Origin of the sequence: Antarcticirhabdus aurantiaca, assembly GCF_009765365.1 — a bacterium.
Taxonomy (GTDB): domain Bacteria; phylum Pseudomonadota; class Alphaproteobacteria; order Rhizobiales; family Rhizobiaceae; genus Antarcticirhabdus; species Antarcticirhabdus aurantiaca.
Genome location: NZ_VTOM01000034.1, coordinates 39,704 through 52,186 on the forward strand (window position 1 = coordinate 39,704; position 12,483 = coordinate 52,186).

8 protein-coding genes and 1 pseudogene are annotated in these 12,483 nt (G+C 64.8%); 5 read left to right on the top strand and 4 right to left on the bottom strand.

Features of this window, described 5'->3' with window-relative positions; translation table 11 throughout:
- Positions 1-39: 39 nt before the first annotated feature.
- Positions 40-432, bottom strand: a complete 393-nt coding sequence (locus FZN60_RS26950) for a response regulator (protein WP_246727242.1) — start codon at positions 430-432, stop codon at positions 40-42.
- A 456-nt stretch (positions 433-888) separates the two neighbouring features.
- Here FZN60_RS26950 and FZN60_RS26955 point away from each other — a divergent pair, with 456 nt between their 5' ends.
- A complete protein-coding gene (locus FZN60_RS26955) occupies positions 889-4,701 on the top strand; it encodes an ATP-binding protein (RefSeq protein WP_199266664.1) in 3,813 nt (1,270 codons plus the stop codon).
- 269 nt (positions 4,702-4,970) lie between these two features.
- Here FZN60_RS26955 and FZN60_RS26960 read toward each other — a convergent pair whose 3' ends face one another.
- Complete coding sequence (locus FZN60_RS26960; RefSeq protein ID WP_158877229.1) at positions 4,971-5,291, bottom strand: helix-turn-helix transcriptional regulator; 321 nt, start codon at positions 5,289-5,291, stop codon at positions 4,971-4,973.
- 223 nt (positions 5,292-5,514) lie between these two features.
- On the opposite strand from FZN60_RS26960, the gene FZN60_RS26965 reads away from it, so the two are divergent.
- The 3 genes from FZN60_RS26965 to FZN60_RS26975 all read left to right on the top strand — a co-directional run bounded on the left by FZN60_RS26965 (position 5,515) and on the right by FZN60_RS26975 (position 8,158).
- Positions 5,515-6,159, top strand: coding sequence for a hypothetical protein (locus tag FZN60_RS26965; RefSeq protein WP_158877231.1), 645 nt, complete (start codon positions 5,515-5,517; stop codon positions 6,157-6,159).
- Positions 6,160-6,357: 198 nt separating this feature from the next.
- Positions 6,358-7,794 (top strand): AAA family ATPase, encoded by a 1,437-nt coding sequence (locus tag FZN60_RS26970; protein WP_158877233.1) that lies wholly within the window; start codon positions 6,358-6,360, stop codon positions 7,792-7,794.
- 10 nt (positions 7,795-7,804) lie between these two features.
- Complete coding sequence (locus FZN60_RS26975) at positions 7,805-8,158, top strand: hypothetical protein (RefSeq protein ID WP_158877235.1); 354 nt, start codon at positions 7,805-7,807, stop codon at positions 8,156-8,158.
- 101 nt (positions 8,159-8,259) lie between these two features.
- Here the strand turns inward: FZN60_RS26975 and FZN60_RS26980 are convergent, their stop codons facing one another.
- Both FZN60_RS26980 and FZN60_RS26985 read right to left on the bottom strand, forming a co-directional pair.
- Positions 8,260-9,513: a hypothetical protein gene (locus tag FZN60_RS26980; RefSeq protein ID WP_158877237.1), complete on the bottom strand. Its 1,254-nt coding sequence runs from the start codon at positions 9,511-9,513 to the stop codon at positions 8,260-8,262.
- On the bottom strand, positions 9,506-10,294 hold the full coding sequence (locus FZN60_RS26985; RefSeq protein WP_158877239.1) for a hypothetical protein: 789 nt from the start codon (positions 10,292-10,294) through the stop codon (positions 9,506-9,508). Before FZN60_RS26985 ends, FZN60_RS26980 begins: the two co-directional genes overlap by 8 nt.
- A 315-nt stretch (positions 10,295-10,609) precedes the next feature.
- On the opposite strand from FZN60_RS26985, the pseudogene FZN60_RS29090 reads away from it, so the two are divergent.
- Positions 10,610-11,596, top strand: a pseudogene (locus FZN60_RS29090) (LysR family transcriptional regulator).
- Positions 11,597-12,483: the final 887 nt, after the last annotated feature.

Here is a 12,483-nt window from a genome sequence, read left to right on the forward strand (position 1 = left end):
TGAAGCGCAAGCTGGCACCGCCTGCAACTTCTTTTAGTTTCAAGGGGTAGGACGATCTCCGGAAGGGTGCGCGGTTTCGCGTCGCAAAAGCGTTTCTAGGACCTTCACGGCGTGAAAGGGCTTTCCCACGAAGCCGAGGGGATTGCAGTCGGCGGCGGACGCCCTCGTCCTTTGCTCGATGTGCGATGACACGAAGAGCGAGCGGATGTCGAACTCGCGGTAGAGCCGGCACGCCGTCTCGACGCCGTCCGATCCGTTCATGAGGTTGATGTCCATGGTCGCGACGTCGGGATGCTCTCGGCGTGCCAAGTCTATCGCCGTCCGCATGTCGACGGCGATGCCCACCACCTGGAAGCCCGCCTCCGCGAAGGTGTCCTCGAGATCCATGGCGATCAGCGGCTCGTCCTCGACGATGAGGATGCGTAGGACCAAGGCGAACTCCTCCCTCGGTTGCCCGAGCGGGGTTAGGGGCAACTGGCGCCCCGGATCGGAACTGCCTTCTGGTTTGCCAAACAAAGAACAACGCGTTCGGTTGCCGTGGCTCCCGCTTCGCAAGCCACTGCACGTCAACGAATTTTTTGATGCTGCCACTCTCGGTCAGGGCTTCGAACGGTTTCCGAGACCGCACCGCCATTTGCCTGAGGAATGAACGCCTTCCTCAAGCCTTCCGATTTGGCCTTTCCGAGTGGAGAAGCTGACGCGCAGCATCGCGTCGGATCGATAGCCGAGTGTCGAGCCGATGAGCGACGCGCAGCCCCGTCGAGAGGAGATCGCCAGGCTTGCCCGTTGAATGAAGGAGGGCAGAAGTAAGGCAAGCTATCGAGCTTCCCCGCCGAACCGTTGCCAGCTAGAAGGCTACCCAACTCTCGACAGGACAACGAACTTTCCGTGCTCGACACCGACACCAGCCGCCTCGCCTTCCTTCAGGTCCCCGGCGAGATGGCCCGCCTCATGCGCGAGAAGGACTGGGCGCAGACCCCCTTCGGACCCGTCGAGACCTGGTCGACGGCGCTGCGCTCGGCGGTGTCGATCTGCCTCGGCTCGCGCTTTCCCATCGTCCTCTACTGGGGTCCGACGCGGGCGTTGATCTACAACGACGCCTGGTCGCCGGTGCCCGGCCAGAAGCACCCCTGGGCGCTCGGCCGCCCGGGGCCGGAGGTCTGGTCGGAGATTTGGGACATCATCGGCCCGATGTTCGACCAGGTCATGGAGCGGGGCGAGGCGACCTGGTCGGAGGACCAGCTCCTGCCGCTCAATCGCTTCGGCTACGTCGAGGAATGCTACTTCTACTACAGCTACTCGCCCGTGCGGGGCGAGGACGGCACGGTCGAGGGCATCTTCACCGCCGTGACCGAGACGACCCAGCGCGTCCTGTCCGAACGGCGCGAGCGGCTCCTGCGCGAGGTGTCGGAAGCGACATCGCAGACCCGCACGGCTCGCGAAGCCTGCGCCGCGGCAGTGAGCACCCTCGCTCGCATGCCGGAGGAGGTGCCGTTCTGCCTCGCCTATCTGCGCGGCCAAGCCGGCGAGTACGAGCTGGTGACGGCTTGCGGAATTCAGACGAGCGACGACCTCGCGCCCGCCCGGATTGATCCGCGGGACAACCAGACGCCTTGGCCGGTCGCCGAGATGCTGCGCGCCGGGGCCACGGCGAGCGTGTCCGGCCTGGCCGGCCGCTTCGACCGCCGCCTGCCCTCGGCACCCTGGCCGGAACCCGTCGAAGAGGCGGTCGTGGTGCCGATCCAGGGGGCGCGGCCCGACGCGCCGCACGGCTTCCTCGTCGTCGGCATCAGCCCGCGCCGGCGCATCGACGCCGACTACCGCACGCTTCTCGAGCGCGCCGCCGCCCACGTCGCCACCGCCATCGTCAACGCCGAGGCCTACGAGGCGGAGCGGCTGCGCGCCGAGCAACTCGCCGAGCTGGACCGCGCCAAGACGGCCTTCTTCTCCAATGCCAGCCACGAGTTCCGCACGCCCCTGACGCTGATGCTGGGCCCGGTGGAAGACATGCTGGAGCGCATCGATGCGCCGGACGGCAGGCTCCCCGTGGCCCGCGGCGAGGTCGAGCTCGTCCAGCGCAACGGCCAGCGCCTCCTGCGCCTCGTCAACGCCCTCCTCGACTTCTCCCGGATCGAGGCGGGCCGGGTCCAGGCGAGCTTCGAGCCCGTCGACCTCGCCGCCTATACGAGCGAGCTCGCGCGCAGCTTCGAGACCGCGATGAACCGCGCCGGGCTCAGCTACCGCATCGACTGCCCGCCCCTGTCACGCCCGGTCTCGATCGACCGCGAGATGTGGGAGAAGATCGTCCTCAACCTCGTCTCCAACGCCTTCAAATACACGCTGGAGGGCGGCGTCGCGGTGCGGCTTCGCGAAACGGCCGAGGGCGCGCACCTGGAGGTCGAGGACAGCGGCGTCGGCATCCCCGAGGCCGAGCGCGCCCGCGTCTTCGAGCGCTTCCACCGCGTCGAGGGACAGGTTGGGCGCACCCACGAGGGAACGGGCATTGGCCTCGCCCTCGTCAAGGATCTAGTCGTCCTCCACGGCGGCGAGGTCGCGGTGACGGACCGGCCGGGCGGCGGCTCGGTCTTCTTGGTCACCCTTCCCTTCGGCACCGAGCGAGCGGCCGCCGCCAAGCCCGAGCGGCCCGCCGCCTCGACCGCCACGCGCGCCGAGACCTTCGTCGCCGAGGCCCTTCGTTGGCTGCCCGGCGTCGACGAGGTGGCGAACGACCCGCGGTCCGACGCGCCGGCCGCTCCCGAGTGCGGGCGCGGCGAGCATATCCTTCTCGCCGAGGACAATGCCGACATGCGCGGTTACGTCGAGCGGTTGTTGAGCCAGGCGGGCTACGTCGTCGAAGCGGTCGAGAACGGGCGCCGGGCCGTCGAGGCTGCAACGGCCGCCAAGCCGAGCCTCCTGCTCTCCGACGTGATGATGCCGCGCCTCGACGGCTTCGGCGTCATCCGCGAGCTGCGGGCCGACGCGCGCACCGCCGATCTTCCGATCATCCTCCTCTCGGCACGGGCCGGCGAGGAGGCCTCGGTCGAGGGGCTGGAGGCAGGCGCCGACGACTACCTCGTCAAGCCCTTCAGCGCCCGCGAGCTGCTCGCCCGTGTCGAGGGCGCGCTGCGCCTTTCGGCTGCACGCCGCGAAACGGCCGACCGCTTGTCGGAGGCCAACGAGGCGCTGGAGCGCAAGGTCACCGAGCGCACCCGCGAGCGCGACCGGATGTGGGCCGTCAGCCAGGATCTCATCGGCGTCGCCGACGCCGCCGGGATCTGGCTCTCGGTCAACCCGGCTTGGACGCGCGTGCTCGGCTGGGAGGCCGACGAGATCGTCGGGCGCACCTCGCAGTGGATGGAGCATCCCGACGACGTCGCCAAGACCCGCTCGGAGATCGGCGACCTCGCTGCCGGGCGGACGACCTACGACTTCGAGAACCGCTTTCGCTCCAAAGACGGCAGCTATCGCACGCTGAGCTGGACTGCCGTGCCGGAGGACGGCCTCCTCTACTGCGTCGCCCGCGACGTCACCGAGCAGCGCCACATGGAGGAGGCGCTACGCCAGAGCCAGAAGATGGAAGCCGTCGGCCAGCTCACCGGCGGCCTCGCTCACGACTTCAACAATCTCCTCGCCGGCATCTCCGGCTCGCTGGAACTGATGCAGGCGCGTATCGCGCAAGGACGAGTGGCCGACGTCGACCGCTACCTCGTCGCCGCGCAGGGAGCGTCCAAGCGCGCCGCTGCCCTGACCCACCGGCTGCTCGCCTTTTCGAGGCGCCAGACGCTGGAGCCCAAACCCACCGCGATCAACGCGCTGATCATGGGCATGGAGGAGTTGATCCGTCGGACCGTCGGTCCCTCGGTCGAGGTCGAGAGCGTGGCCGGGGGCGGCATCTGGAACGTTCTCGTCGATCCGAACCAGCTCGAGAACGCGCTTCTGAACCTGTGCATCAACGCCCGCGACGCCATGCCGGACGGCGGCCGGATCACCATCGAGACGGCGAACCGCTGGCTTGACGACCGGGCGAGCCGCGAGCGCGACCTACCGCCCGGCCAGTACGTCTCGATGTGCGTCTCTGACAACGGCGTCGGCATGTCGCGCGAGGTGGTGGAGAAGGCCTTCGATCCCTTCTTCACCACCAAACCCATTGGCGTCGGCACCGGGCTCGGCCTTTCGATGATCTACGGCTTCGCCCGCCAGTCGGGCGGGCAGGTGCGGATCTATTCGGAGGTCGGCCAGGGAACCATGGTCTGCATCTACCTGCCTCGCCATATCGGAGAAGCCGAAGTCGAGACGCAGCCGCCCGGCGGCGAGCTGGGCAAGGCCGGCGCCGGCGAGACGGTGCTGGTGATCGACGACGAGCCGCTGGTGCGCATGCTCGTCGTCGACGTCCTGGAGGAGCTCGGCTACACCGCGATCGAGGCCGGCGACGGTCCTTCCGGTATGAAGGTCCTGCGCTCGGACGCGGCGATCGACCTCCTCGTCACCGATGTCGGCCTGCCCAACGGCATGAACGGCCGGCAGGTGGCGGATGCAGCGCGCGAGCTGCGCCCTGGGCTGAAGGTGCTCTTCGTCACCGGCTACGCCGAGAATGCCGTGCTCAACCACGGCCATCTCGACCATGGCACCAACGTCGTGACCAAGCCCTTCAACCTCGACGAGCTCGGCCGCAAGATCCGCGACATGATCGGCAAGAGCTGAGCGAGGGAGCAGGCCGTCCGGCTTCCGTTTGGCACAAGCTTCGTCTCTGACGTGAGATGGGCCGTACTCACCGAACACATCGCGGTTTGAACGAAGGTGACGCACGATCAGCCGGAAGGACGGCTTTTCGAATGGCGCCGCGCTAAACCGGACAGTCCCCTTTCCACCCACTGCTGGCCTCAACGCTCCTGCCTCCATGCGCAAGGGAGGGCGCGCTTATCAGCCTCCATCAAACAGCCCGATCCACCATGAGCAGAGCGAACGGTCGCTCAAGCCTGCTCGTTCGGGGTCTTCGGACGTCCCCGCTCACGCTCGAGCGCAAGCTTCGCCCGTTCTAACTCCCATCCGGACGCAAGATCGGCGGGGACCCTCAAGCCGGGGCCGAACGACTCCGAACCACCGAGGAACATGATGCCGCGCAGTTCGAGAGCGACCTTAATCGCCTCGACAGTCCCGAGCGTCGAGTCGACGCCGCCCGCCTCGACGCGGGCGAGGCTTTTCCTAGTGATGCCGACCGCGCTCGCGAGGTCGTCCTGCGACAGACCCAGCAGGATACGCGCGGCTTTGAGCAGGTTGGGGTCAGCGGGCATCCCGGGCAGGATCCCCTCAGCACGTATTCTGTCAACAATTAGTGCCGAAGAAGCGAGGCAGAGATTTCAGATGGGTAATGGACGGGATATTGAATCCCGTTTAATACCCGATGGCATCCGCCGACGCCTCGTTACCCCGGGGCGGGCGGGGCAAGGTGATTCGCGCGCGGGCCAGGACCCGGGTGACTGGGCGGCACGGGGCGTGCCGGGAGGGTGCAGTTCCATGGCGCAAGACATGATCACGTCCCCCACGCACGGGGAAAACGACGGTGGGGGGGCAGGTGGCTCGCGCGAGCGGGTGCTGTCCGGCTACAGCCTTCCGACGACGGACCAGTTGCTGCACGGCTTCCCCTTCCTGTGCGACGACCTCGGTCGCGACATCCGGATGTTCGCCGCCACGCTCCTGCGGGAGGTGGAGGACAGGGATCCGGCGAACAGACTGAGCGACCTTCGGGCCGCCTGCAAGGCAATGATCACCGACGAGCCGCTTCCGGCAGTGCGGGCGGCGGTGGATGCCCTCAAGGCCGCAGATCTCTCGAGTTGGTCCATGGACGCGCGATCGGGCGTGTTCAGGTGCTGGATCTACGCGATGCACCTGGGCGACAGCGACCCGTTGATCCCGCTGGCGCTCGTGTCCGTCGCGAGAGCATACAGCCAGGACCACGGGTCTCAGGAAGATGGCGGCGAGATCCTTTGGCAGGCCCTGGCTTGGCTCGCCCTCTACGCGGGGGACATACCCGAGCTGTTTCCTGAGCCGGCGGCGTTCGCCAGCATCGAGCCGCCCACCGAGCGGCTTCGAACCGTCGCGGCGACCTTCCGCGATCGGGCGAGCGCCAGCCTCCGCCGGGCCGGCGTACGGGCGACGTGACCCGACAGCGTCGGTTCAGGATGTCATGCCCGGCAACCGGCGCCGCGAACGCTCGCCCATCACGAGGATCACCTGCGGAGTCGGTCGGTGAACGAGAACGCTGCGGAAGCGCTGGCTAGGGACGAAAGCGCCCGCCTTCGCAAACGGCACTTCATCCATGATCTGGCATCTCGCGGTCGCACGGGCCTGGAGAGGCACTTGAATGAAGCGCGCGAGAACCTCGGGGACGAGCGCATCCGAATGCTCGTCGACAGCGTCCTCGGCGCCATGGAGGCCGGCCAGGATCACTTGGTCGACATGCCGCTCGCGGAACTCCTCGCCAGTCCCGACGAGCCACTCAAGTGGGCGCTGCTGTTCCACCTCGCGGGCGCCGGGTACCGCCCGGCTCAGCTCGAGGTCAGCGCACGATGCGCCGCCGAGGTCGTCCTCATGGTCGCGCTTCACGATTCCTTCCGCGGGCGCACGCTCGACGACGAAGGCCGCCGCCTCGTCGCGCGGGCACTCACCGATGCCGAAACCATGGTGGGACACGCGGTCGGCTGGGGCACCCTCGCGCACGGGTTGGCGAGCGAGGGCCGCAGCGGGACGGTCAGGTCGGCCACGGACCCGAAGGCCATCGGCATTGATGCCACGGCGGCCCTCTGGGCGGGCGTGAGCACAAGCGCCCGCGAGCTCGGCTACGGCGAGGGCTACGAGGAGGGAAGCAGCCTCGCCGTGGCCGTCGCCAAGCGAAACCTTAAAGAGTCGCGAACGCCCGAAGAGCCCGACCTTCGACAGAATTCGTCCGGCCGCGTCGTCGTGCCGAGCGCGACGCTCAGCCGCGACGACCGGAAGCAGTGGGACATCGAGCAAGTCATCGGCAAGGCGCTGCCGCTCGTCCATGCAAGCGGCCTCGCCGACTCGCGCCGGGACCTTCACGCCGGCCACCTGCATGCAGCATCCGCGATCGATCGGATCCTTGCCGACCTCGCCGAGGATCGGCCCGTCTCAATCCGGCCGACCCTCCTGGTCGGACCGCCGGGAGCGGGTAAGAGCCGTCTGTGCCGCGACCTCCTCGACGCGCTCGGCATGCCCTTCGCTGCCATCGACGCGGGAACGACGTCGGACCATGGCCTGACGGGATCGCCGCGGCGCTGGTCGAGCGCATATCCTTCGGTGCCGCTCCGCCTGTTCACCCAGCACAAGCTCGCCAATCCCGGCGTCATCGTCGACGAGCTCGAGAAGGCGGGACGGTCCTCGGCCGGATCGGTGCACGACCCGCTCCTATCCCTGCTCGAGCCGCTGTCGGCGACCAAGTGGCGTGACCTCTTTCTCGACGCCGAGATCGACGCCTCGCGTATCATCTGGCTCTTCACCGCCAACTCGACGCAGGGGCTTCCCGGCCCACTCCGGAGCAGGCTGCGCGTTCTGAAGGTGCCCCTGCCCTCGGCCGAGCACGTTCCCGCACTTTCCGACCGCATCCGGCGCGACCTCCTAGCCGAACTCGATCTCGAACCCGGCATGGAACCACCCTTCGACGGAGAGGAGCTTGGGGCGCTCACCAATGCATTCGGTGCGCAGGGAAGCCTTCGCGACCTGAGGCGCTACGTCGAGGAACTTATCAAGCTCCGTTGGTTCGAAGGCCGCCAGCACTGAGGAGCGGACGATGGACGACGGCATAGGCTGGCGGACGCGCCTGAACCGAGAGTTCGAGAGTCAGTTCCCGCAAGGGACCTTCCACTTCGCGGTCGGCAACGGCTGGTCCGAGCTGCTCGGCGAGGTCTTCAGGCGGGTGGACGCTGTGGAGGATGAGGAAGAACGTGTGTTTTTCGCCTGGGCCGACATCAAAGAGAAATGGGGCCTGCTCAGGTTGACGCACAACGGCAGCGATAGGGTCGACGACATCTGCGACTGGGCCGAGGCTGCATCGGAGAGAATATGCGACGGCTGTGGTCTGAGTGGGCGCCTTCGCAAGGATGGTCTCTGGCGAGTGCGGTGCGACGCTTGCGCGGGATCTTGAAGGATCGATGCCAAGTACCGGGCGATTGCAAGCGGGGCGCCGCCGCGCATACCCCCTGCCACCCCCGTCCAGAGCGAGAATATGGGGGAGCAAGGATGCCGTCAGACTCTTCCGAAGACGCTGTGCTCTTCCGCCATGGCCTCAAGCTCTTCTCGCGTGTCCATATCAATCCTTGGCATCTGCTCGCCGGACAATCGCGCCTCACCTCTCAACATGCGATTGAACAATTCTATAGAAGCAATATCGCCGTACAAATCCACAGCCTGATTGTGCAAACTTAGGTGCTCCTGTGGTGTTTTCGCTTGAGCATAACGAATCGTCATCATCGCCGCGTAGAAGTTGTTCTCCATGTCACTCAAACGGAAAGAGATCATCTCACGGGTCGCTCTAGGAAGATCCTCGACACCGTAGATCTGGATCACGAGTTGGAGGGCATCATGCAAGCGATCTTCCCTCACCAAGCTAACAAAGGACGACTCAAACGATCCCTCAATGAGGCGATGAGCCTCATCATAACTGGGAGCAACCATGTCAATTTCGGAAAGAAACGCTTTGTACTTGGTCGGACGATAGCTTTCTCGCAGAAAAAATAGCAGTCCTTTGGGAAAGAAACGTTTGTGTGAAACAGATATTTCCTTCTTCGAAACTGTCCTCCCAATGCCGGACAAAACACGCTGTAGGTACTGAGCGAAGACGACGTGCTCGACCTCACCGCGGCTTAAGTATCCCTGATAACCGTTTCCCAGAACCTCAAGGCAGAGTTCATAGCTCCCTTTGAGATGCCAATGCTTGAGCCACCGCATCGCAACGGCGCGTGCAGTCTCAGCTCGCCCTGCATCAAGTGTCCGGGAATTCGGGGTTCTCCCAGAGCCGAACTTGAACAGATTGAGCCAATGCTTTGTATTGGCAGGATCAAGATCGAGGAGGTGCACGAGTTCGTCGGCTCGGCCTAGCGACTCCTCGATGACCGCGTCCTCGCCGCCATCGCCCGAAGCCGAACGGACCTGTCGCACCGACCATAGGACATCCAGGCCCTGATCGGGTGGTGGGTACCTTCGCTGTAAGTCCGCCAGGTCGATGTCACCCCACACAGCTTGGGAGTGTCCGTCTATCCAGAACGGCACAATAACAGGATCCCCTACACGACAGCGCGCCCGCTGAAACTCCAAGGCGCAGAAATAATCCACGTCGTATCGATCGACGTCCCCAAACAAACAGAAGCGGGTTATATTCAGATCGTCATCAGTCTCTGGAACAAACACCTCGTTGCTTCCACTGTTTTTATACAACGGGATGCCAAGAATATTTTCAGAACGGCTCAGGCGAAGCGAGCCACAAAATACCCACTCAATCATCAGCATACTTCTTGATTATCTTGTTGGTGATGTCGTAAATCTGAGCGTAATACGCATCAACCCGCAGAGGATAAGTGTCATAGTACCTCACCTCGCAGCTCATATCACGCATTGCTGCATCTAACTCTAAGGACTGTCTGTATTGCTCAGGAAGAATGATCGCGAGCAAATCACCCTGTCGGAATTCGATATCTTCAGAGTATTGCAACTCGATAGACTTAGCGCGGTCATCAAAAGCGCCTGTCAAGCGGCCCTGATGGAGAGAAATTGCAGCCTCCACCTCCATGTGCTCGACCCCAATGATGTGCTCTTCTCTAATTCTGTCAGTCGAATATGCCTTACCCTTGTAAAACGCCTCGTTGGAGCCATAAAAAACTGCTATGAAGCGACTGATAAGGCTGTTGTCGCCTGACATGTTGAAGTTCTCGATGGGGAACGCCGTGATTGACCTAGGAAGCAAGCTTCGCCGGAAAGCACCGCTATCGAATGGAAATACTCGCTTCGGCTGAGGTACTGTTGGAAATTTCGTCACAAAGGCTATCGGCAACTCCCAATAGAGCGGATCATCACTCGGGCGAACCTTGTAGGCAGGTCGCCCCAAGAACATGTAGCAAAGCTTCTCCCCTTCGAAGACATCACAATCCGTCGCAACCAATCTTCTCGCATTGATGATGTCGAAAAGGTTGTGCCCCTGGGTCGTATGCACGAGCGGCAAGAGATCCGGCGCTCCCGCGTTGGAATGTTGCAGGAATTCCGGCAGAGTCACACGCCGCAGCGCCATCTTGAGAGCCCCTCGACTTGGGTCTTGATTAGATCGGAATCGACCCACTCGGCGAGCGAGCATGCCGCCCTGGGGCTGGCTCCGGCAAGTGCGTCCCTTCCATGGTCAGTGGCAGCCCACCCGTGCAGCCTGTGTGTCAGCATCAGATTGCAATGCCATACGGGTGCCTGACCGTGCCGGACCGGCTGTTGTCGCCCATGTTGGTGGGCGCCGCTGATCGGCATCCAGCGTTCTCGACTCGGTCACAGTCCACCCGCTACACCGGAGAACGAGCGGGAGATCGTCGAGGATGCCGCTGCCACCGAAGGCACTGAGATGGATCGCTGGACAGAGTTGCAGGCGTTCGTCAGGATCGCGGAAGCGCGGAGCATGACATGCGCCGCGGCCGAGCTGAACCTGTCGGTGTCCGGCATCAGCCGCCACCTCATGAGCCTAGAGACCCAGCTCGGCGCCCGCCTCGTGCAGCGCTCGACCCGCCAGCTCAGCCTCACCAGCGAGGGCGAGACGCTGTTCGCCGAGGCCCTGGAGCTTCTCGCGAACTGGGAGGCGGCGGAGGCGAACGTGTCGGCGAAGGCCCACACGCCGACAGGGCGGTTGCGCGTCGGGGCGTCCCTGTCCTTCTCGCTGCTGCACCTCATGCCCGTCGTGGCGCAGTTCAGGCGGCTCTACCCGGCGATCTCGATCGAGATCGTCTCCTCCAATCGCTACTACGACATCATCGAGAACGGGCTCGACCTCGCGATCCGCACCAGGCGGGTCTCGAGATGGATCCGCCGTCCAGTGGTCTGGGTGGACATCGTCGTTCTGGCCACCCTGCTCGCGCCGACGTGGCTGGTGAACCTCGGTTTCCTGCGCATCCTGAGGCTCTGGACCCTTTCGCAGAAGGATCTCTTCTAGCACTTCCTGCGCCGGCGTGGTCGTCAGGAGTGGGAGGACGCCGGACGCGCGGTCGTCAACCTCGTGACATGTCTCTTCGTGCTCACCGGGTTCGTCTACATAGCGTTCGCGGGAGCCGGTTCGGGCATCGAGAACTGGGTCGACGCGCTCTACTTCACGGTCGCGGCCGTGACGACGACGGGCTTCGGTGACGTGACGTTGCCGGGCACGCCCGGGAAGCTGACGTCCATCGTGGCCATGATCGTCGGCATCTCGCTGTTCGTGCGCCTCGCGCAGGCCCTGTTCCGGCCCTACAAGGTATCCTTCCGGTGCCCGCGGTGCGCGCTGATGCGACACGAGCCCGACGCCGTCCACTGCAAGGCTTGCGGGCACCTCCTGGCGATCCCGGACGAAGGCCAGGAGTAGCCTTCCCGCACGGTCCCGAGCGACACGAGCGCCGTCCCGGGACTGCGCCCGCGGGCGCGTGCGAGGTTCCGGCGCTCGAGGCTGCAAGGACGTCCGTCATGACGGTCGCGCATTTCGGCCTGCCAAGAGGACGGCGGGCACCACCGCGAAGCCAACGCGCGCCGCGGGTGCCGTCGCGCACGGACCATCCCGGGGACTTGGAGGCGGCTCTCCGGCTCGCGAAGCAGCATCCCGACACGCGGCCCTGGCGCCGGCAAGGATTCGTGCCGCTACCGGCGCCCCGTCGTCGTCTCGCGGCGCCGTGCCGATCCCTGCTTCGACACGGCGAATCCCTGCACCACCTTCCGGCCGCCTGCCTCAACAAGTACTATTCCACAAAACCAGAGGATTCACGCCGCCAATCCATTCTACTAAAGCAAGGATTCGCACCTGGTCGAGCGATATGGAGAACATGCGTGAATTATCTGCAAGCTCATCAGCCGTATAATGCTGTTGACAACTCGGTTCATGCTGTGAAATTATTTCTCAATGCGCCGAAGCGCATCGCATCTGGGGATTTCGATTCATGCTACCTCCAACGGCGCTGAAGGTGCACTTGACGGACGGACCCGCCGGGCCGGTGGAGCAAGCCGGCCCTGCCGCCCCGCGGTCACGTCCCCGCCGGACGGCGGTGAACCATGGCGATCTCGCTGGCAGGCCTGCCACGACGGTCATGTCGTCGGCGCCCGATGGGCAAGCTGCCCAGCCACGGCGCTCGACCGGGTCGTGTCCCTTGGCGTGGTGTAGCTCGCGAAGGGCCACCACGGTTGCCGGCTTGGGCCGGGCAGATCAGACTGCGAGGGTTGGCAGGCTGACGAGGGGATCATCGCCGATCGGGGCGATGCTTT